Annotated in this window: 13 protein-coding genes; 11 read left to right on the top strand and 2 right to left on the bottom strand. The window is 59.2% G+C overall.

Annotated features, from left to right (window positions below):
• Positions 1–254: 254 nt before the first annotated feature.
• From asd to glgP, 6 genes are all read left to right on the top strand, one after another.
• A complete protein-coding gene (gene asd / locus ACLI4M_RS08250; protein WP_133624994.1) occupies positions 255–1,364 on the top strand; it encodes an aspartate-semialdehyde dehydrogenase in 1,110 nt (369 codons plus the stop codon).
• Between the two features lie 460 nt (positions 1,365–1,824).
• Positions 1,825–4,011: a 1,4-alpha-glucan branching enzyme gene (glgB, locus tag ACLI4M_RS08245; RefSeq protein WP_133622528.1), complete on the top strand. Its 2,187-nt coding sequence runs from the start codon at positions 1,825–1,827 to the stop codon at positions 4,009–4,011.
• Entirely contained in the window at positions 4,008–5,993 is a 1,986-nt protein-coding gene (gene glgX / locus ACLI4M_RS08240; protein WP_133622529.1) for a glycogen debranching protein GlgX, read from the top strand. The genes glgB and glgX overlap by 4 nt, the downstream gene beginning before the upstream one ends.
• A 13-nt stretch (positions 5,994–6,006) precedes the next feature.
• Complete coding sequence (gene glgC, locus ACLI4M_RS08235; RefSeq protein WP_133622530.1) at positions 6,007–7,293, top strand: glucose-1-phosphate adenylyltransferase; 1,287 nt, start codon at positions 6,007–6,009, stop codon at positions 7,291–7,293.
• 31 nt (positions 7,294–7,324) lie between these two features.
• Positions 7,325–8,758 (top strand): glycogen synthase GlgA, encoded by a 1,434-nt coding sequence (gene glgA / locus ACLI4M_RS08230; RefSeq protein ID WP_133622531.1) that lies wholly within the window; start codon positions 7,325–7,327, stop codon positions 8,756–8,758.
• Positions 8,759–8,779: 21 nt separating this feature from the next.
• Positions 8,780–11,227, top strand: coding sequence for a glycogen phosphorylase (glgP, locus tag ACLI4M_RS08225; protein ID WP_048917710.1), 2,448 nt, complete (start codon positions 8,780–8,782; stop codon positions 11,225–11,227).
• An 87-nt stretch (positions 11,228–11,314) separates the two neighbouring features.
• On the opposite strand, the gene glpD is transcribed toward glgP, so the two are convergent.
• Entirely contained in the window at positions 11,315–12,826 is a 1,512-nt protein-coding gene (glpD, locus tag ACLI4M_RS08220) for a glycerol-3-phosphate dehydrogenase (protein WP_133622532.1), read from the bottom strand.
• 239 nt (positions 12,827–13,065) lie between these two features.
• Between glpD and glpE the strand changes: the two genes are divergently transcribed.
• The 3 genes from glpE (at position 13,066) to ACLI4M_RS08205 (ending at position 15,074) form a co-directional block, all read left to right on the top strand.
• Positions 13,066–13,389 (top strand): thiosulfate sulfurtransferase GlpE, encoded by a 324-nt coding sequence (gene glpE, locus ACLI4M_RS08215; protein ID WP_133622533.1) that lies wholly within the window; start codon positions 13,066–13,068, stop codon positions 13,387–13,389.
• Positions 13,390–13,488: 99 nt separating this feature from the next.
• Positions 13,489–14,319, top strand: a complete 831-nt coding sequence (gene glpG, locus ACLI4M_RS08210; RefSeq protein ID WP_133622534.1) for a rhomboid family intramembrane serine protease GlpG — start codon at positions 13,489–13,491, stop codon at positions 14,317–14,319.
• Positions 14,316–15,074: a DeoR/GlpR family transcriptional regulator gene (locus tag ACLI4M_RS08205; protein ID WP_133622535.1), complete on the top strand. Its 759-nt coding sequence runs from the start codon at positions 14,316–14,318 to the stop codon at positions 15,072–15,074. The genes glpG and ACLI4M_RS08205 overlap by 4 nt, the downstream gene beginning before the upstream one ends.
• 100 nt (positions 15,075–15,174) lie before the next feature.
• Here the strand turns inward: ACLI4M_RS08205 and malT are convergent, their stop codons facing one another.
• Positions 15,175–17,892: an HTH-type transcriptional regulator MalT gene (gene malT / locus ACLI4M_RS08200; protein ID WP_133622536.1), complete on the bottom strand. Its 2,718-nt coding sequence runs from the start codon at positions 17,890–17,892 to the stop codon at positions 15,175–15,177.
• A 514-nt stretch (positions 17,893–18,406) separates the two neighbouring features.
• On the opposite strand from malT, the gene malP reads away from it, so the two are divergent.
• A complete protein-coding gene (gene malP, locus ACLI4M_RS08195; RefSeq protein WP_133622537.1) occupies positions 18,407–20,809 on the top strand; it encodes a maltodextrin phosphorylase in 2,403 nt (800 codons plus the stop codon).
• A gap of 10 nt (positions 20,810–20,819) precedes the next feature.
• The gene (gene malQ, locus ACLI4M_RS08190; RefSeq protein WP_133622538.1) at positions 20,820–22,889 is read left to right on the top strand and encodes a 4-alpha-glucanotransferase; all 2,070 of its coding nucleotides are present in this window, start codon (positions 20,820–20,822) and stop codon (positions 22,887–22,889) included.
• Positions 22,890–22,906 lie beyond the last annotated feature (17 nt).

Raw genomic sequence — 22,906 nt, 5'->3', positions numbered from 1 at the left:
TATCAATGCTCACGCGTTATAAGCGTAGCTGCTAAAAAAACCGGCTTAATCGATTTAATTCACTTGCCACTTTTGCTGCACCTTGTAAGGTTTAACCCTATTTCTTTTATTAACTCTAACAGGTCAGGCGTTACTGGCGCAGCCAGTTTGCTTACCGCCAGCGCACAGCAACCGCAGCGTACTGTAGTACGTGAGGATTGCGCGCACTGCCGGGAGGCAAAATGGCAAGTAAAGTAGCCTGAAGCAGGTGCATGATGAAGACAGTTGGACTGGTAGGTTGGCGTGGCATGGTTGGCTCGGTACTGATGCAGCGCATGAGTGAAGAGCGCGATTTTGATGTGATCCGCCCGGTATTCTTTTCTACTTCTCAGCACGGCCAGGCCGCGCCGGAGTTTGGCGGGCGCCCGGCAGGCACGCTGCAGGATGCGTTTGATATTGAAGCGCTGAAGGCGCTGGATATCATCATCACCTGCCAGGGTGGCGATTACACCAGCGACATCTACCCTAAGCTGCGCGCGGCGGGCTGGAATGGCTACTGGATTGATGCGGCTTCCACTCTGCGCATGAAAGATGATGCCATTATCATCCTCGACCCGGTCAACCATAAGGTGATCCACGACGGCCTCGATAAAGGGATTAAAACCTTCGTCGGCGGCAACTGCACCGTCAGCCTGATGCTGATGTCGCTGGGCGGCCTGTTTGAAAACAATCTGATTGAGTGGGCGTCAGTGGCGACCTATCAGGCGGCTTCCGGCGGCGGCGCGCGCCATATGCGCGAGCTGTTGACCCAGATGGGCATGCTGCACAATCACGTGGCGAAAGAGCTGCAGGACCCGGCTTCTGCCATCCTCGATATTGAACGCAAAGTCACCGAGCTGAGCCGCACCGGCGTGCTGCCAACCGATAACTTCGGCGTGCCGCTGGCGGGCAGCCTGATCCCATGGATCGACAAGCAGCTGGATAACGGCCAGACGCGTGAAGAGTGGAAAGGGCAGGCGGAAACCAACAAAATTCTGCGTACCAGCAGCGTGATCCCAGTGGATGGCCTTTGCGTCCGCGTCGGTGCGCTGCGCTGCCACAGCCAGGCCTTTACGCTGAAGCTGAAAAAAGATGTGCCGCTGGGCGAAATTGAGCAGATGCTGGCTTCGCACAACGAATGGGTGAAAGTGGTGCCGAACGACCGTGAGATCTCCATGCGTGAACTGACCCCAGCCGCCGTGACCGGCACGCTGAACACCCCGGTTGGCCGCTTGCGTAAGCTGAACATGGGGCCGGAGTATCTCTCTGCCTTCACCGTCGGCGATCAGCTGCTGTGGGGCGCGGCCGAGCCGCTGCGCCGCATGTTACGCCTGTTGGTCGGTTAAAAGTTGTGACGCTTCCCCCGTTTTGACGCGGGGGAAGATGTCACCCTGTATCTTAGTGCTCCAGCGTTTTCACTAAAACCAGATCCACCCGTAATCTCTTTTCTGACGATCCTCTGCGTCAGATTTCAGCATCTTAACCGTGCCACGGGCGCTGCCCTCCGGCCTTTTTAAGAATGCACTTAGCTTCCTGCTTCTCGCCTCTACAACAACAAACGTGGATCTGAAAGAAATATATTTACGCTTTCAGGCAGGGTTATTGTTGTGCCCTGGCTATGCTTAAAACGTCACTCTCCCAGAATAATTTTGCTTTATGAACGGTTAGTTTGTTGCGCGCGGCGGCGGTTTTTTCCAAGGGAAGGTCCGGTCCTGCCAGCGTGATTTAGGCTCAATGAAGAGCAGTGCATGGGTTATGCCTTCCCTGGCTTAATTTTCGCCTGCCGACCATCACGGGAAGAAAGTCATGTCAGAGCTTGTAGATCGCAATGTTATCAATGCATTAGTTTCTGGTCATTTTGCTGACCCCTTTTCCCTGCTGGGTATGCACCAGACCGCAAGCGGTCTTGAAGTGCGCGCCCTGTTGCCGGATGCCACTGAAGTTTGGGTGATCGATACCCGTACCGGGCAAAAGTGCGTGCAGCTGGAGTGCCAGGACGCACGCGGTTTCTTTCATGGCGTGGTACCGCGCCGGAAAAATCCCTTTCGCTATCAGCTTGCCGTCACCTGGCACGGCGAGCAAAACCTGATTGATGATGCCTACCGCTTTGGCCCACTGCTGCCGGAAATGGACAGCTGGCTGCTGGCGGAAGGCACGCACCTGCGTCCCTACGAAACCATGGGGGCACATGCCGACGTCATTGATGGGGTGATCGGCACGCGCTTTGCGGTGTGGGCGCCGAACGCGCAGCGCGTCTCGGTGGTCGGCGAGTTTAACTTTTGGGACGGCCGCCGCCATCCGATGCGCCTGCGGCGGGAAATTGGCGTCTGGGAACTGTTTGTCCCCGCCGCCCGCACCGGGCAGCTGTATAAATTTGAGATCATCGACAAAGACGGCCAGCTGCGGCTGAAGGCTGACCCGTATGCCTTTGAAGCGCAGATGCGCCCGCAAACGGCCTCGATGATCTGCGGTATTCCGGAAAAAACCACGCTCTCGCCGGAGCGTCAGCGCGCCAACGGCTTTGATGCACCCATCTCGATATACGAGGTTCACCTCGGCTCCTGGCGTCGTCACACCGATAACCACTTCTGGCTCAGCTACAAAGAGCTGGCTGAGCAGCTGGTGCCCTATGTTAAAGAGATGGGCTTCACCCACCTTGAACTACTGCCGATCAATGAGCATCCGTTCGACGGCAGCTGGGGCTACCAGCCGCTGGGAATGTATGCGCCGACGCGCCGCTTTGGCACCCGCGACGAGTTCCGTGAGTTTATTACCGCCGCGCACCAGGCCGGGCTGAACGTGCTGCTCGACTGGGTGCCGGGCCACTTTCCATCCGATGATTTTGGCCTGGCGAAGTTTGACGGCACCGAGCTGTACGAGCACGGCGACCCGCGTGAAGGCTTTCACCAGGACTGGAACACGCTGATCTATAACTTTGGGCGCCGCGAGGTCAGCAACTATCTGGCGGGCAATGCACTCTACTGGGTGGAGCGTTTCGGCATCGACGGGCTGCGCGTGGATGCCGTGGCATCGATGATCTATCGCGACTACAGCCGCGCCGAAGGTGAGTGGGTGCCAAACCACCTTGGCGGGCGCGAGAATCTTGAAGCAATCTCTTTCCTGCGCTACACCAACCGCACGCTGGGCCACGCCGCGCCCGGCTCAATTACCGTGGCGGAGGAGTCGACCGATTTTGGCGGCGTGTCGCGACCGCAGGAGATGGGTGGGCTGGGCTTCTGGTTTAAGTGGAACCTCGGCTGGATGCACGACACTCTCGACTATATGTCGCTCGACCCGATTTATCGCCGCCATCATCACGACCTGATGACCTTCGGCATGCTCTACAACTACACCGAAAACTTTGTGCTGCCGCTGTCGCACGATGAAGTGGTCCACGGCAAGCGCTCGATCCTCGACCGCATGCCGGGCGATGCCTGGCAGAAGTTCGCTAACCTGCGCGCCTATTACGGCTGGATGTTCGGCTTCCCCGGCAAAAAGCTGCTGTTTATGGGCAACGAGTTCGCCCAGGGGAAAGAGTGGAACCACGACACCAGCCTGGACTGGCATCTGCTGGAGGGCGAGGACGGCTGGCACAACGGCGTGCAGCGGCTGGTGCGCGACCTCAACCACACCTATCAGGCTAACCCGCCGCTCTATCAGCTGGATTTCGACCCGGCCGGTTTTGAGTGGCTGGTGGTGGATGATTTTGATAACTCGGTATTTGTCTTTGTGCGCCGCGACCGCGACGGCAATGAGCTGATCGTCGCCAGCAACTTTACTCCCGTGCCGCGTTACGACTACCGCTTCGGGGTGTCTGGTGCCGGGCGCTGGCGTGAAGTGCTGAATACCGATTCCGGCCACTATCACGGCAGTAACAATGGCAATCTAGGCACCCTCATCACCGACGACTGGGGCAGCCATAACCGCAGCCACTCGCTGAGCATAACGCTGCCGCCGCTCGCTACGCTGTGGCTGGTGCGGGAGGCTGAATGACGCCCATCCGCAGCGGTGAGCCCTTTCCGCAGGGGGCCAGCTATGATGGCAGAGGGGTGAACTTCACCCTGTTTTCGCAGCACGCCGAGCGCGTGGAGCTGTGCCTGTTTGATGCTGCCGGTAGCGAAACCCGCGTTGATCTGCCGGCGCGCAGCGGGGATATCTGGCACGGCTATCTGCCCGCCGTGCGCCCCGGTCAGCGCTACGGCTACCGGGTACACGGCCCCTGGCAGCCGCAGATCGGCCAGCGCTTTAACCCGGCTAAGCTGCTGCTCGATCCGCGAGCGTGCGAAGTGGTGGGCGAGGTGACTGACCACCCGTGTTTCCAGTGTGGCGTGCAGCAGCCAGACCCGACTGACAGCGGGCCGCTGGCACCGAAAAGCGTGGTGCTGGCGAATGATTTCGACTGGGAAGATGATGTCGCGCCACGCATACCCTGGGGCAGCACGGTGATTTATGAGGCGCACGTGCGTGGGCTGACTAAACTCCATCCTGAGCTGCCGGAAGCGATCCGCGGCACCTACGCTGCGCTGGGTCATCCGGTGATGATTGACTATTTCAAGCGCCTCGGCATTACCACCCTCGAACTGCTGCCCGTCGCCAGCTTCGCCAGCGAGCCGCGCCTGCTGCGCCAGGGCTTAAGCAACTACTGGGGCTACAACCCGCTGGCCTGCTATGCGCTGGAGGCGCGCTACGCTTCCGGGCGTAATGAGCTGCACCCCAGGCGTGAATTTCAGCAGGCGGTGAAAGCGCTGCACAAAGCGGGGATTGAAGTGATCCTCGACGTGGTGTTCAACCATACCGCCGAGCTGGAAGAGACCGGCCCGACCCTGTCAATGCGCGGCATCGATAACCAGAGCTATTACTGGCTGGACGAGCAGGGCGAGTACCGCAACTGGACCGGCTGCGGCAACACGCAGAACCTCAGCCACCCTGCGGTGATGGCGTGGGCGCTCGACTGCCTGCGCTATTGGGTGGAGGAGTGCCATATCGACGGTTTTCGGTTCGACCTCGCCACCGTGCTGGGGCGCACGCCGGACTACCGGGCGGATGCGCCGCTGTTCCAGGCGATCGTCGCCGATCCGCTGCTCTCGGCCTGCAAGCTGATTGCCGAACCGTGGGACATCGGCCCCGGCGGCTACCAGGTGGGTAATTTCCCGCCACCGTTTGCCGAGTGGAACGACCATTTTCGCGATGCGGCGCGGCGCTACTGGCTGCACGGCGACCTCTCCAACGGCGATTTCGCCCGCCGCTTTGCCGGGTCCAGCGATGTGTTCCAGCGCGCCCAGCGCCAGCCCTCCAGCAGCATCAATCTGATCACCGCGCACGACGGCTTTACGCTGCGTGATGTGGTCAGCTACGGGCAAAAGCATAACGAGGCCAACGGCGAGGATAACCGCGACGGCAGTAACAGCAATTTCAGCCACAACCACGGCGTGGAAGGCTTGCATGCACCGTTGCTGGTTACCGAGCATCGGCGGCGCAGCGTGCATGCGCTGCTGACCACCCTGCTGCTGGCGCAGGGAACGCCGATGCTGCTGGCCGGGGACGAACACGGCCACAGCCAGCACGGAAATAATAATGCCTATTGCCAGGACAACCCACTGACGTGGCTGGACTGGCAGCGGCAAGACCGCGGTTTATTTGCCTTCACTGCCGCTTTGATCCATCTGCGTCGCCGCATCCCGGCGCTGCAGCAGGATAGCTGGTGGCAGGAGGGAGATGGCAACGTTGAGTGGCTGAACAGCCAGGGGCTGCCGCTCAGCGCTGCGGAGTGGGAGCAGGGTGTGCACCGTTTGCAGATCCGGCTTTCACAGCATTGGTTGATAACCTGCAACGCCACCGAAGAAGTGTGCGACCTGGTGTTACCTCAGGGGCAATGGCATGCCATTCCTCCCTTCGCCGGGGATGATAACCCGATTCTGTTAACTGTCTGGCATGGAGCCGCGCACGGTGTGTGCGTGTTCCAGAAACAATCATAAATAGGAGTCAGACATGAGCAAATTAGATAAGAACGACCCTGTCATGCTGGCAAGACAATTGCCAACCCAAACTGTCGCCCTGATCCTCGCTGGCGGTCGCGGAACGCGCTTAAGAGACCTGACTGCCAAACGCGCTAAGCCCGCCGTTCACTTCGGCGGTAAATTCCGCATCATCGACTTTGCGCTCTCCAACTGCCTGAACTCCGGCATCCGGCGCATCGCGGTGATCACCCAATATCAGTCGCATACGCTGGTGCAGCATATCCAGCGCGGCTGGTCTTTCCTCAATGAAGAGATGAATGAGTTTGTCGACCTGCTGCCCGCCCAGCAGCGCCTGTCGACGGAACACTGGTATCGCGGCACGGCGGATGCGGTGACGCAGAACCTCGATATCATCCGCCGCTATCGCGCCAAGTACATCGTGATCCTCGCCGGGGACCACATCTACAAGATGGACTACTCGCGCATGCTGATCGACCACGTCGACAGCGGCGCGCGCTGCACCATCGCCTGCCTGCCGGTGCCGCTGCATGAGGCCAGCGCCTTTGGCGTGATGAAGGTGGATGACGACAACAAAGTGGTCGAATTCCTTGAGAAACCGGACAGCCCGCCGTCGATGCCCGGCGATGACAGCAAAGCCTTAGCCAGCATGGGCATCTACGTCTTTGATGCCGACTACCTTTACGGGCTGCTGGAAGATGACATGGAGCTGCCGGAGTCGAATCACGATTTTGGCAAAGATCTGCTGCCGAAAATCGTTGCCAGCGGTGAGGCGTTCGCACACTCCTTCAGCCTCTCCTGCGTGCAGCAGGATGAGACGGCAGAACCTTACTGGCGCGACGTCGGCACGCTGGAGGCCTACTGGAAAGCTAACCTCGATCTTGCCTCGGTAATGCCTGAGCTGGACATGTACGACAGCAGCTGGCCTATCCGTACCCATATGGAGCCGCTGCCGCCGGCCAAGTTTGTGCAGGACCGCTCGGGCAGTCACGGTATGACGATGAATTCACTGGTATCGGGGGGCTGCATTATCTCCGGTTCGGTGGTAGTGAACTCGGTGCTGTTCTCACGGGTTCGGATTAACTCCTTCTGCAATATTGAGTCGTCGGTATTACTGCCGGACGTGGTGGTGGGTCGCTCCTGCCGCCTGCGCCGCTGCGTGATTGACCGCGCCTGCGAGCTGCCAGAAGGGACGGTGATTGGCGAAAACCCGGACGATGATGCCCGACGTTTCCACCGGTCTGAAGAAGGAATAGTGCTGGTCACCCGGACGATGCTGGCGAAGCTCGGATGGCGTTAGTCAGGTATGTGCTTGAATAAAGGAGCCGATAATGCAGGTGTTACATGTCTGTTCAGAAATTTTCCCGCTGCTGAAAACCGGCGGGCTTGCTGATGTTGTTGGGGCATTACCGGCGGCGCAAATTGCGGAAGGCACCGATACCCGGGTATTAATTCCAGCGTTTCCGGCGCTGAAAAAAGGCATCCCCAACACCGAGGTGGTGGCGAAGATGCAAACTTTTGCGGGCGAAGTTGAGCTGCTGTTTGGGCACTTCAATGGGGTGGGGATCTACCTGATCGATGCGCCGGGCCTGTACGAGCGGCCCGGCAGCCCGTATCACGATGAGTCGCAGTTTGCCTATACCGATAACTACCTGCGCTTTGCGCTGTTAGGGTGGGTGGGGTGTGAACTGGGCTGCGGGCTGGATAGCCACTGGCGGCCCGATGTGGTGCACGCGCATGACTGGCATGCTGGCCTGACCTGTGCCTATCTGGCCGCTCGCGGGCGCCCGGCGAAGTCGGTGTTTACCGTGCACAACCTCGCCTATCAGGGGCTGTTTAAAGCGCACCACCTGGAAGAAATTCAGCTGCCGCAGTCGTTCTTCAATATGCACGGGCTGGAGTTCTTTGGTCAGATCTCCTACCTGAAAGCCGGGCTGTTTTACGCCGATCACATTACCGCCGTCAGCCCGACCTACGCGCGCGAGATAACCCTGCCGGAGTTCGGTTACGGCATGGAAGATCTGCTCAAACAGCGTCAGCTGGAGGGCAGGCTGACGGGGATCCTGAACGGTGTCGACCCGGAAATCTGGGACCCGCAGCAGGATTTATTGTTAAGCGCACGTTATAACCGTGACGTACTGGAAGCGAAGCAGGAGAATAAGCGCCAGCTGCAGGTGACGATGGGGTTGAAGACCGACGATAAAGTGCCGGTCTTCGCCGTGGTCAGCCGCCTGACCAAGCAGAAAGGTCTCGACCTGGTGCTGGAAGCGCTGCCCGGACTGCTGGAGCAGGGTGGACAACTGGTGCTGCTGGGGGCGGGGGATGCGGATATCCAGCAGGGATTCCTCGCCGCTGCCGCCGAGTATCCCGGCCAGGTGGGGGTGCAGATTGGCTATCACGAAGCGTTCTCGCACCGCATCATGGGCGGTGCCGATGTGATAATGGTGCCGAGCCGTTTTGAACCGTGCGGGCTAACGCAGCTCTATGGCCTGAAATACGGCACGCTTCCGCTGGTGCGGCGCACCGGGGGGCTGGCCGACACGGTCAATGACAGTTCGCTGGAAAATTTAGCCGATGGCATCGCCAGCGGCTTTGTATTTGAAGACAGTAACGCCTGGTCATTACTGCGTGCTATCCGACGTGCTTTTGTACTCTGGTCCCGTCCTTCATTGTGGCGCTACGTTCAGCGTCAGGCGATGGGGATGGATTTTAGCTGGCAGGTGGCTGCGGTGGCCTACCGCGATCTCTATCAACGTTTGTTGTAACCAGTAAATGGGAAAATTGATATGAACGCACCTTTCTCCTACGCCTCCCCGACGCTCAGCGTAGATGCACTTAAGCACTCGATTGCCTATAAACTGATGTTCACCATCGGTAAAGATCCCTCAATCGCCAACAAGCATGAGTGGCTTAACGCCACGCTGCTGGCGGTGCGAGACCGCATGGTGGAGCGCTGGCTGCGATCAAACCGTGCGCAGCTGTCGCAGGACGTGCGCCAGGTATACTACCTGTCGATGGAGTTTCTGGTCGGGCGCACGCTGTCGAATGCGCTGCTGGCGATGGGTATCTATGACGATGCCAAAGCGGCGCTTGATGAGATGGGGTTTGACCTCGAAGAGCTGATTGAAGAAGAGAGCGACCCCGGCCTGGGCAACGGCGGTTTGGGCCGCCTGGCGGCCTGCTTCCTCGACTCGCTGGCAACCCTCGGCCTGCCGGGGCGCGGCTACGGCATCCGCTACGAATACGGCATGTTTAAGCAGAATATCGTCGACGGCCGCCAGGCCGAGTCGCCGGACTACTGGCTGGAGTACGGTAATCCGTGGGAGTTCGAGCGCTTTAACACCCGCTACAAAGTGCGCTTCGGCGGGCGTATCCAGCAGGAGGGCAGCCGCGCCCGCTGGGTGGAAACCGAAGAGGTGCTGGCGACCGCGTATGACCAGATTATCCCCGGCTACGACACCGATGCTACCAACACGCTGCGGCTGTGGGGCGCGCAGGCGAGTAATGAAATTAACCTCGGTAAGTTTAACCAGGGGGATTACTTCGCGGCGGTGGAAGATAAAAACCACTCTGAGAACGTGTCGCGCGTGCTCTACCCGGATGACTCCACCTACTCAGGCCGCGAGCTGCGCCTGCGCCAGGAGTATTTCCTGGTGTCTGCCACGGTGCAGGATATCCTCCACCGCCACTGGGCGATGCACCAGACCTTTGACAACCTCGCGGACAAAATCGCGCTGCACCTCAACGATACTCACCCGGTGCTGGCGATCCCCGAGCTGATGCGCTTATTGATCGACGAGAACAAATTTACCTGGGACGATGCGTTCGAAGTCACCTGTCAGGTGTTCTCCTACACCAACCACACGCTGATGCAGGAAGCGCTGGAAACCTGGCCGGTGGATATGATCGGCAAGATCCTGCCGCGCCATCTGCAAATCATCTTTGATATTAACGACTACTTCCTGAAGACCATTCAGGAGTATTACCCGGATGACTGGGCGCTGCTGTCGCGGATTTCGATCATCGACGAGAACAACGGCCGCCGCATTCGCATGGCGTGGCTGGCGGTGGTGGTCAGCCACAAGGTCAACGGCGTCTCCGAGCTGCACTCCAACCTGATGGTGCAGTCACTGTTTGCCGACTTCGCCACCCTGTTCCCCGGCCGCTTCTGCAACAAAACCAACGGCGTGACGCCGCGCCGCTGGCTGGCGCTGGCCAACCCGGCGCTCTCCGACGTGCTGGATGACACCATTGGCCGCAACTGGCGTACCGAGCTGAGCCAGCTCGCCGAGCTGGAGCAGCACATCGACTACCCGGAGTTTATTCAGCAGGTCAGCGCCGCCAAGCTGGCGAATAAAAAGCGCCTTGCCGCCTGGGTGAGTCAGAAGATGGATATCGTTATCGATCCGCGCGCGATGTTCGATGTGCAGATCAAGCGTATCCACGAGTACAAGCGCCAGTTGCTCAACGTGCTGCATGTCATCACCCGCTATAACCGCATCAAAGCGGACCCGACCGCCGACTGGGTGCCGCGCGTGAACATCTTCGCCGGGAAAGCCGCCTCGGCTTACTTTATGGCGAAGCATATTATTCATTTGATCAACGACGTGGCGCAGGTGATCAATAACGATCCGCAGGTGAAGAACAAGCTGAAGGTGGTGTTTATTCCCAACTACGGCGTCAGTATCGCGCAGATCATTATTCCGGCGGCCGATCTCTCCGAGCAGATTTCGCTGGCGGGCACCGAGGCTTCCGGCACCAGTAACATGAAGTTTGCGCTTAACGGCGCGCTCACTATCGGTACGCTGGACGGGGCTAATGTCGAAATGCAGGAGCACGTCGGTGAGGAGAATATCTTTATCTTCGGTAACACCACGCCGCAGGTGGAGGCGCTGCGCGCCAGCGGCTACAACGGGCGTGATTTTTATGAGAAAGATGCCGAGCTGCATCAGGCGCTGACGCAGATCGCTACCGGGCTATTCAGCCCGCAGGAGCCGGGGCGCTACCACAATATCTTTGATTCGCTGGTCAGTCTTGGCGACCACTATCAGCTGCTGGCCGACTACCGTAGCTATGTGGATATGCAGGATGAGGTGGATAAGCTGTATCGCAATCAGGAGGAGTGGACGCGTCGTGCGGTGCACAACATCGCCAATATGGGCTACTTCTCGTCGGATCGTACCATCCAGGAGTATGCGGATGAGATCTGGGCGATTAAGCCGGTGCGGCTGTAAAGCGTGATTGACGGGTCGACCGGAAAAAAAGGTCGACCCCTACACGGAATATAGGTAGAGGGCGACCTTTTTCGGTCGCCCTCTCTTTTATGACGCCAGCGACAGTACCGTGGGTTTTTTTCCGTGCTGCGCCAGCCATTCGGTGACGCGCGCCTGCTGTTGATCGTTCAGCCACATCCCCTCTTTGGTACGGCGCCAGATAGCATCATCGGTAGCACGCACCCACTCATGATCCACCAGGTAACGCAGCTCCGCCTCGTAGAAGTGGTGACCAAACAGCTCGCCGAGATCTTCCAGGCTGGTGGTATCCTTCAGCAGCACTTCGCTATTGCTGCCGTAGGTGCGCGCATAGTGACGTGCCATCGCTTCCGTAATGAACGGGAAGCGGCGACGCAGGCTGGCGGCGTAATCTTCACGCGTACCGGCGAAGTTTCCGCCCGGCAGCACGCAGCTTTTGGTCCAGGCCGCTCCGATATTCGGATAATACTTGCTGAGTTTTTCCATCGCATGCTCGGCCAGCTTACGATAGGTGGTCAGCTTGCCGCCAAACACCGAGAGCAGCGGCGCCTGACCGGCATCGTCGTGCACGTCGAGCGTGTAGTCACGGGTAATGGCCTGCGGAGAATCGGATTCATCATCACACAGCGGACGCACGCCGGAGTAGGTCCAGACGATATCGTCTTTCACCAGGTCCTGTTTGAAGTGCGCGTTAAACACTTTGAGCAGATAGTCGATCTCGTTATCGTCAATCTTCACGCTCTGCGGATCGCCCTTATACTCCACGTCGGTGGTGCCGATAATCGAGAACTCGTCCATCCACGGGATAACAAACACAATACGGTTATCTTCATTTTGCAGAATGTACGCCTGCTTCTGGGTATGCACGCGCGGCACCACAATGTGGCTGCCTTTGATCAGGCGGATACCGTAAGGGGATTTCAGCTTCAGGCTGTCATCAAACAGCTGCTTCACCCACGGGCCGGCGGCATTCACCAGGCCTTTTGCCTGCCAGGTGAAGGTTTTGCCGCTGTCGACGTCTTCGGCTTCCACCTTCCACAGGCCGTTTTCACGCCATGCGCGCGTCACGCGGGTGCGGGTACGCACTTCGCCGCCGCGCTTTTCAATTTCCTGCGCGTTGAGCACCACCAGGCGCGCATCATCCACCCAGCAGTCGGAATATTCGAAACCGCGCACGATTTCCGGTTTTAATACCGAATCTGAGCCAAAGCGCAAACTTTTACTGCCCGGCAGGCTGGTGCGTTTGCCCAGATGATCGTACATAAACAGACCCACGCGGATCATCCACGCCGGGCGCAGGTGCGGGCGGTGCGGCAGGCGGAAACGCATCGGGAAAGCAATATGCGGCGCCATTTTCAGCAGTACTTCACGTTCGGCCAGCGCTTCGCTCACCAGACGGAATTCGTAATGTTCCAGATAGCGCAGGCCACCGTGGATCAGTTTAGAACTGGCGGAAGAGGTGGCGCAGGCGAGGTCATGCGCCTCCAGCATCAGCACCGACAGTCCGCGCCCGGCAGCATCAGCCGCAATACCGGCACCGTTAATGCCGCCGCCGATTACGATCAGATCTTTGGTTTCCACGTCATCTCCTCCGATGTTCGGAATCTTTCAATAATGTTCGTTTTCGAGCATTATATTAGTCGGAAACCAACATTGATGCCAGCGTTAACCTAATAAAAACATTTATGCGTGATGCAGGTAACATAATTAACCCAAGAAAAAGGCTTTCTCCCCGATCACTGCCGGGTTATTGTGCGCTGCCTTCGGGCTACAATGGGAACTTATTCGCTCCCTTTTTTAGCTTGTTACGAGAACCCACCATGGAACAATTTGAGTGCATCAGCGTGCAGCAGGCACAGCAGAAACTGGCTGACGGCAGCGCGCTGCTGGTCGATATTCGTGACCCACAAAGTTACGCAGCCGGGCATGCTAGCGGCGCATTTCACCTGACGAATGACTCCCTTCCCGCCTTCCTTGCCCGGGCTGAATCTACCCCGGCAGTGCTGGTGATGTGCTACCACGGCAACAGCAGCAAAGGGGCCGCGCAGTACCTGCTGACCCAGGGTTTTGCCGAGGCTTACAGCATTGACGGCGGTTTCGATGCCTGGCGCAGCGCCTTCCCCAGCCAGGTAGACGCGCAATAACGCGCATTTTTGCTCGCGGCGTTACCCCTGCAACTTGTCGGGTGAAAAAGCTATACTGCCGCCTTTGTTTGCTCAGGATTAAAGGAAGCCGTCCTAACTATGCGCATTACTCACTTTACGCATCTGCGCCCGGCACAGGCGTTCGTTGACTATATGGCCACGCGCGGCGTTACGCTGCGCATCGAGCACGACAGCGGTTATACGCTGTGGCTGGATGACGAATCGCAGCTGAATGTGGTCGAAAACGAACTTAACCTGTTTATCCGCGACCCTAACCATGTGCGCTACCAGGCGGCGAGCTGGCAGAGCGGCACCACTGACAGCGGCATTCAGTATCAGCATACCTCCCTGATGGCCAACGTGCGCGACCGCGCCGGGCCGTTAACCCTGCTGATCATGGCCGCCTGTATTCTGGTGTTTATCCTGATGCAGGTTTTTGGCGACCAGCCGGTGATGCTGGTGCTGTCCTGGCCGGATGCCGATCAGCATCTGGAGCTGTGGCGCTGGTTCAGCCACGCGCTGCTGCACTTCTCTATGCTGCATATTCTGTTTAACCTGATGTGGTTCTGGTATCTCGGCGGCGCGGTGGAAAAACGCCTCGGCAGCGGTAAGCTGTTGGTGATCGCCCTGATTTCGGCGCTGCTGAGCGGCTGGATGCAGGCGAAGTTCAGCGGCGTGTTGTTTGGCGGCCTCTCCGGCGTGGTGTATGCGCTCATGAGCTACAGCTGGCTGCGCGGCGAGCGCGACCCGCAAAGTGGGATAGAGCTGCAGCGCGGACTGATGGCGTTTGCCGTCCTCTGGCTGCTGGTGGGCTACTTCGGTTGGTTTGGCCTGTCGATTGCCAATGCCGCACATGTGACTGGCCTGCTGGTCGGGCTGGCAATGGCGTTTGTCGATACGCGACAGTTAACAAATAGGGGACGCGAGTGAAGCAGACACAACGACACGACGCCATTATCGAACTGGTGCGTCGTCAGGGCTATGTCAGTACCGAGGAGCTGGTGGAGCACTTTGTAGTCAGCCCGCAGACTATTCGCCGTGACCTGAACGACCTGGCGGAGCAGAATAAGATCCAGCGTCATCACGGCGGTGCGGCGCTGCCTTCCAGCTCGGAAAACAGCGCGTGGCAGGATCGTAAGATGATGTGGTCAGCGGAAAAAGCGCGCATCGCTCAGCGCGTTGCCAGCCAGATCCCGGACGGTGCCTCGCTGTTCATTGATATCGGCACCACGCCGGAAGCCGTGGCGCACGCGCTGATGAACCATAACAATCTGCGCATTGTGACCAATAATCTCAACGTGGCGGTACTGCTGATGGCGAAGCCGGATTTCCGGCTGATCCTCGCGGGCGGAGAAGTGCGCACCCGCGACGGGGGAATTATGGGGGAAGCGACGCTCGACTATATCTCTCAGTTCCGCCTCGACTACGGCATTCTTGGCATCAGCGGCATCGACCTTGACGGCTCGCTACTCGACTTCGACTATCATGAAGTGCGCACCAAGCGCGCCATTATCGAAAACTCGCGCTGCGTGATGCTGGTCGCCGACCATTCAAAGTTTGGCCGCAATGCCATGGTTAACCTCGGAAATATGAGCTTGATCGACTATCTGTTTACCGATGAAGCACCGCCGCCGAGCGTGATGAAAACCATCGAGCAGCACGAAGTGCATCTGGAGCTGTGTTAACCCGTTATGATGCGTTACGCGTAGGGGCTGACCCTCTGTTTTGGTCAGCCCGACGGGTCGACCAGAAAAGCGGTCGACCCCTACAAATGTGGTCGACCGTTCAATTCACACCCATCCCCATCAAATGCAGCAGCTGCTGCGCCTGCTGTACCGCTTGCTGACGGTGAACCACGCCCAGCTTCTGATACAGGTTACGAATATGCGTTTTGATCGTGGTGGCCGCCACGTCCAGCTCGCCAGCGATCTGATCGTTGCTGTAGCCGGAATAAATCAGCCCCAGCACCTGCCACTCGCGCAGCGTCAGCGGGCTGGTACGGATCAGCTCCGGCACCTGCGGATGCGTCAGCAGTCGGGTGACAAAGGTTTCGTCAAAGTGGGCAAACTTGTGGCGATGATGCTGGTTGATGTCGCGCAGGATGCGCTGCGCCCGGCGCTGCTCCATCTCCGGCAGCGTGTTCAGCTGGATAAGCTGGCGCAGCTGCTGCGCCATCGCTTCGCCCTCCACCACAAAATGGCTGATAAAGCCGGTGCGGTTCGCCAGCGTCAGCGCCTCAATCAGCGCCTGCTGAGCCTCGCTTTTGCGCCCGGCCTGCCAGTAAAGCGCATTGGCCAGCAGCAGGTTGCGGTTGAGGTCGCTGGTAAGCTGAAGGCGGCGCGCATTGTCATTCAGCTCGTCCAGCACCACTTCCGCCTCGTCAAGCTGCCCCAGCATAATCTGGGCGCGGGCGATATTGCGCCACTGCCCCTGCAGGAAATGGTTATCGGCGTCCGCCGGTTTCTGCGTCAGCCGCAGCCAGTTGGCGGCGGCGCTGCGGTCCTCGTTCATCTGCCAGTAAATCACCCGCGCTTCATCGGCGTTGGTTACCCAGTCGCTGTGATAGTGGCCGTTGCTGAGCAGATTTTCACAGCGCGTCAGGTAGCGGCGGGCATTATCGAGATCGCCACGTGCCAGCGCGCATTTCGCCAGCACCGAAAGGCACTGCAGCTGCTGCTGCGGGTGGAAGTTTTCCAGCACCTTCAGCCCGGCGCGCGCGGATTTCTCCGCCTCGTCAAGATTGGCCCACGACAGCAGCAGCTGGGCGCGGATGCGCAGCAAAAACTCGTGCATCGGCAGCTGCTCCAGACCTTCCTCGGCGATCAGCCGGAAAGCCTGCTCCTGGGTATCCCAGGCGGTTTGCAGATAGCCCTGAGCAATAAGGATTTCGCTCTGCTGCAGCAGTGCCCACAAAGCATAATGGCAGACGCCCTGCTGACGGGCCATCTGCGCGGTCTGCTGCATCATCGCCAGCGCCTGCGCCAGCTCGCCGCGGCAGTGCAGCACTTCGCCGCGCACCGAGGTCGCCACTATGCGGCTGAAGTCGCAGGAGAGCGGCAGCGTATCGAGCGCCAGCGTGGCGAGGCGGTCGGCCTCATCCGGGCGCCCGGCGTTGATCGCCACCTGGGCGCGCAGGGCATTGAACTCGGCGCTGAGTAGCGCATCGACCGTCACCTTTTCCAGCGCCATCTCCTGTTCGGCGCGCGCCAGCAGCAGGTCAACTTCATCGTAGCGATGCTGGCTTTGCGCCAGCCAGGCCTGCAGCAGGATCAGGCGCGGATGGTCGACCAGCTGACGCCACGGCAGCGCCTTCAGCCCTTTTTCCAGCAGCGTCAGTTCGCTGTGGTTGAACAGCGTCCAGGCGTGACGCAGCAGGATATCGCGCAGCAGGGCGGTATCTTCCGCCGCCAGCGCGTGGTGAATCGCTTCGCCGGCATAGCCCAGCGCCATCCAGCCCTCGGCGGCGGCGCGGTGAATGGTGTGCAGTTCGCTGCCCAACTCCCACTGGCAGCGCTGACGCAGGAAGGAGGCAAACAGCGGGTGGAAGTTAAACCACTCGCCGCTCTCATCCATGCGCTGTAAAAATAGCCCCTGGCGCTCCGTCTCTTCCAGCCGCCGCTGGCCGTTCTCTTCGCCGGTCAGGCGGGCGATCAGCGCATCGTTCATTGAGCGCAGCACCGAGCTGCGCAGCAGGAAATTACGCGTGCCTTCGTCAACGCAGTCCAGCACCTCGTCGACCAGATAGTCGGAAAGGTGGCTGGCGTTAATCCCGGCCAGCCGCTGTGCCGACTGATGCGCCGGGGTGTTTGACTGGCGTGCCGACAGCGCAATCAGCTGCAGGGCGGTCGCCCAGCCAGCCACTTCATCGCACAGGCGCTGCGAATCAACGTCAGCAATGGGCTGCTGCAGGCGAGCGGCAAAAAAGGCGCCGGTTTCCTGATGCGTAAACGCCAGCGACTGGCTGTTGATCTCCAGCAGCTGATCGCGCACGCGCAGGTTGGCAATACCCAGCGAGGGCAGGTTGCGCGACAGGATCACCAGCGTCAGGTTCTCGGGCTGATGACGGATAAAGAAGCGCATCGCCTGGTGAATGGCGTCATTGGTCAGCAGGTGGTAGTCGTCAATCACGATCGACAGCGGGCGCTGCCATTCGGACAGCTCAATAAACAGCTGAGCGAACAGCCCGTTGAGGCTGGCGTACTGACGTTTTTGCGCCAGCGCTTCGCTGCGCACGCAGTGGCCGTCCGTTGCCTGCTGCACCGCAGCCATAAAATAGCTGGCGAAGCGCTCAGGATAGTTGTCGCTGTCGTCGAGGGAGTACCAGCCCAGGCCACTCTTTTCTGCCGCCCACTGGGCGATGAGTGTGGTTTTGCCATAGCCAGCCGGGCTGGTCACCAGTACCAGCCGATAAAGGTTGCTGTTGGACAGCCGGGCGATCAGGCGATCGCGCAGCAGCGTGTTCTCTAACCTTAGGGGTCTGCTTAGTTTTGCTGGTATCAACATGAGTTACACTTCATTGTGTGATGATACATCGTGAAATAATGGGAATTATTTTACAGCGCGTAATTAAGACACCATTGACCATCAACCCGGTTATTGCAAGACAGAGCGATCGCGGATGCTCGGTAAGTTGCACCTCATCACATTTCCTGACGTAATTTTTACTGCGCGCGACGCTGGCGCGATCAATTGAATCACCCATAATTACATCAGCAGCACGCTTCCTCCCCCATCTTGCTATCCGGGCGTGCAGTCACACCTGCACCCCCTGACCGTGCGCTTTTCCGGGCTGCCCGCCCGGCAGGTTGAGTCCCTCTAGTTGCTTTTTTTGATTTATTTTTGGCTCATCGCATGATGCGGTGAGCTTTTTTTCGTTTTGCCGTCTTAACTCTATTCTGGGGCTAAATTTTCAGCTACGCCCTGTCACTCCTCCCTGATAAAAAATGCCGGAGGAGGATGTTCTGTCATTCCGCAACGTTAGCATGTGCGCATAAGTAACTAATTTAAGAGGGACGGTATGTCGCAACAGAAATTCAATAAGGCACGTTTCGACGCTGCCTTGACGCGTCAATGGCAGCATTTAGGGTACTCCTCTGCCAGTGAGATGACCTCCCACCAGTGGTGGCAGGCGATAAGCGGGGCGCTGGCGGAACTGCTGGCCGCGCAGCCGGTGGTGAAAAGCGCCAGGACACAGCGCCATGTGAACTACATCTCCATGGAGTTTCTGATTGGCCGTCTGACCGGTAATAACCTGCTGAACCTCGGCTGGTATGACGAAGTGAAGGCGGCACTGGCAGAGCATCAGCGCGACCTGAGCGAACTGCTGGAAGAGGAAGTGGATCCGGCGCTGGGCAATGGCGGTCTGGGGCGCCTTGCCGCCTGCTATCTCGACTCGATGGCGACCGTCGGCCAGTCGGCAACCGGCTACGGTCTTAACTATCAGTACGGTCTGTTCCGCCAGTCGTTCAACGACGGCAAGCAGATTGAAGCCCCCGATGACTGGCATCGTGCCAGCTATCCGTGGTTCCGCCATAACGCGGCGCTGGATGTGAACGTCGGTATCGGCGGTAAAGTGGTGAAAACCGGCAATGGCGGCTTGCGCTGGGAGCCGGACTTCACCCTGCGCGGTGAAGCCTGGGATCTGCCGGTTACCGGCTATCGCAACGGCGTGGTGCAGCCGCTGCGCCTGTGGCAGGCGGTGCATGCTCATCCTTTCGACCTGACGCTGTTTAACGAGGGGAAATTCCTGAAGGCGGAGCAGCAGGGCATTGATGCGGCGAAGCTGACTAAAGTGCTGTATCCCAACGACAACCATCAGGAAGGCAAGCGCCTGCGCCTGATGCAGCAGTATTTCCAGTGCGCCTGCTCAGTGGCGGATATTCTGCGCCGTCACCACCTGGCCGGGCGCAGCATCCATCAGCTGCCCGACTTTGAAGTTATCCAGCTGAATGATACTCACCCGACCATCGCCATCCCGGAAATGCTGCGCGTGCTGCTCGATGAGCATCAGCTGAGCTGGGATGACGCCTGGGCCATTACCAGCCGCACCTTTGCTTACACCAACCACACGCTGATGCCGGAAGCGCTGGAGCGCTGGGATGAGAAGCTGGTACGCAGCCTGCTGCCGCGCCACTTTACGCTGATCAAAGAGATCGACCGCCGCTTTAAAAAGTTGGTCGATAAGCAGTGGCCGGGCGATGAGAAAGTGTGGGCGAAGCTGGCGATTGTGCATCACAAACAGGTGCGCATGGCCAACCTCTGCGTGGTCAGCGGCTTTGCCGTTAACGGCGTGGCGGCACTGCACTCGCAGCTGGTGGTGAAAGATCTGTTCCCGGAATATCACCAGCTGTGGCCGCAAAAATTCCACAACGTCACCAACGGCATTACGCCGCGCCGCTGGCTGAAGCAGTGTAATCCGGCGCTGGCCGGGCTGATTGACGACACGCTGAAGGTAGAGTGGGCCAACGATCTTGCTGCCCTGCAGGGGCTGGAGAAGTTTGCCGACGATAAGGCATTTCGGAAAAAATATCGCCAGATTAAACACGATAACAAACTGCGGCTGGCGGCTTACATCGAGCAGCGTACCGGCATTGTAGTCAATCCCAACGCGCTGTTTGATGTGCAGATCAAGCGCCTGCATGAGTACAAACGCCAGCACCTCGGGCTGATGCATATCCTCTCGCTGTATAAGCGGCTGCGCGACAATCCCCAGCTCGACGTGGTGCCGCGCGTGTTCCTGTTCGGTGCCAAAGCTGCGCCGGGCTACTACCTGGCGAAAAATATTATCTACGCCATCAACAAAGTGGCGGAGAAGATTAACCAGGATCCGCTGATCGGCGACAAGCTGAAAGTGGTGTTTATCCCCGATTACCGCATCACCGCCGCTGAGCTGATGATCCCGGCAGCGGACCTGTCGGAGCAGATCTCGACCGCCGGTTATGAAGCCTCCGGTACCGGCAATATGAAGCTGGCGCTGAACGGTGCGCTGACCGTGGGAACGCTGGACGGCGCCAACGTCGAGATCGCCGAGCAGGTGGGTGAAGAGAATATCTTTATCTTCGGCAACACCGTCGATGAGGTGAAGGCGCTGAAAGCGGGCGGCTATGACCCGATCAAGCTGCGTAAAAAAGATAAGCACCTCGACAGCCTGCTGAAAGAGCTGGAGAAAGGCTTCTTTAGCGATGGCGACAAGCACGCCTTCGATATGATGCTGCACAGCCTCGGCAAGGGGGGCGATCCCTGGCTGGTGCTGGCCGATTTTGCTGAATACTGTGCGGCGCAGCTGCAGGTGGAAGCGCTGTATCGTGACCAGGAAGCCTGGACGCGTGCGGCCATTCTTAACACAGCCCGTACCGGGATGTTCAGCTCGGACCGTTCGGTACGCGACTACCAGCAGCGTATCTGGCAGGCAAAACGCTAAGGAGCGGCTTATGGATGCAAAGAAGTTTGAGCAGGCCGCTGCGGCGGCCGGTATTTCAGCCAAATATATTAACGCCTTCGGCCAGCCGGAAGCGGTCAGCCGGGAGACGCGTGAGAAGCTGCTGGCGGCGATGAGTGAGCCGCTGAAGAGTGAGGATGCGCCGCTGCCGCCCTGCAAAGTTTTGTTGAAAAAGCGCGAGCAGCGGATGGAGATTGGCGGCAAAGGGCGCTTTCAGTGGTGTTTTACCAGTGAAAAAGGACGCGAGTTTTACGGCGAGGTGAACGGCGGCGAGCAGATTCGCCTGCCGCAGAATCTGCCCAACGGCTACCATCAGCTGCTGCTGCGTCAGGGCAAAAAACAGTGGCCGTGCCGGATTATTATCGCACCCAGGCGCTGTTATGAGCCGGCAGAACTCAAGCGCGGGCAGAAACTGTGGGGCGCCACCGTGCAGCTCTACACCCTGCGCTCGCAGCACAACTGGGGGATGGGGGATTTCAGCGATCTGAAACGCATGGTGACAGATATTGCGCAGCGCGGGGGGGCATTTATCGGCCTCAACCCGGTGCATGCGCTCTATCCGGCGATGCCGGAAAACGCCAGCCCTTACAGCCCCTCATCACGGCGCTGGCTTAACGTGATGTATATCGACGTCGCGGCAGTGCCTGATTTCCAGCACAGCGCTGCCGCCCAGCGCTGGTGGCAGCAGAAAAATACCCAGCAGGCGTTAAAAAAGGCGCGCGACACCGAGTGGGTGGATTACGCCACGGTGGGCGAGCTGAAGCTGCAAGGGCTGCGTCACGCCTGGCAATCTTTCCGCCAGCGCGATGAGCAGGATGCCACCCGCCAGCACTTCGCGCAGTTTGTTGCCGACGGCGGCGAGAGCCTGTTTTCGCAGGCGACCTACGATGCTTTGCACGCGGCGATGCTGAAGGAAGATGCCAGCCGCTGGGGCTGGCCGGTGTGGCCCGCCGACTATCAGCACGGCCAGAGTGAGGCTGTGCAGCAGTTCAGCCGCGATAACCCTGATGAGGTGCAGTTCTGGCTGTGGCTGCAGTGGCTGGCGAATCGCCAGTTCGATGAGTGCTGGCAGCAGTGCCAGCAGCAGCAGATGCCGATTGGCCTGTATCGCGATTTAGCGGTCGGCGTGGCGGAGGGGGGCGCGGAGACCTGGAGCGATCGCGAGCTCTATCGCCTGAAGGCTTCGGTCGGTGCACCGCCGGATATCCTCGGTCCGCTGGGTCAGAACTGGGGCTTGCCGCCGATGGATCCGCACGTGATGACGGCACGCGGCTATCAGCCGTTTATCGATCTGCTGCGCGCCAATATGGCAAGCTGCGGCGCGCTGCGTATCGATCATGTGATGTCGCTGCTGCGCCTGTGGTGGATCCCCTACGGCGAGACCGCTAACTTCGGCGCCTACGTCTACTACCCGGTTGACGATCTGATGGCGATCCTCGCGCTGGAAAGCGAGCGCCATCAGTGCATGGTGATCGGCGAAGATCTCGGCACGGTGCCGGTGGAAATTGTCAGCAAGCTGCGCGATAACGGGGTTTATTCGTGGAAGGTGCTCTATTTCGAGCAGGAGGGGATGGACCGCTACCGTTCTCCAGCGGCGTGGCCACGTCAGTCGATGGCGAGTGCGACCACGCACGACCTGCCGACGCTGCGCGGCTTCTGGAGCGCCGGGGATCTCACTCTCGGCGAAACCCTGGGCCTCTATCCGGATAAGGTGGTGCTGAGCAAGCTGTACGCTGACCGTACGCGGCAGAAGCAGGCGTTGTTAAACGCGCTGCACCGCTATGGCTGCGTGCCGAAAAGCTGCGGTAGCCAGGCGGCGAAAATGGCGATGACGGCAACGCTTAATCGCGGCATGCAGCGCTTTATCGCCGACAGCAATAGCGCCTTACTGGGGTTACAGCCGGAGGACTGGCTGGATATGGAAAAACCGGTCAATGTGCCGGGCACCACCGATCAATACCCGAACTGGCGGCGCAAGCTGAGCGTGACGCAGGAGGCGATGTTTGCCGACCCGAGAGTCAACCGCTTGATTAAGGATTTGGATAAGCGGCGTAAAAGCTGAACACGGGACGACCGGAA

The organism is Erwinia sp. LJJL01 (assembly GCF_047300805.2).
Lineage (GTDB): Bacteria > Pseudomonadota > Gammaproteobacteria > Enterobacterales > Enterobacteriaceae > Erwinia > Erwinia aphidicola.
The sequence above is the reverse complement of the archived record's forward strand: the minus strand, read 5'-3'. Positions and strand labels throughout refer to the sequence as shown.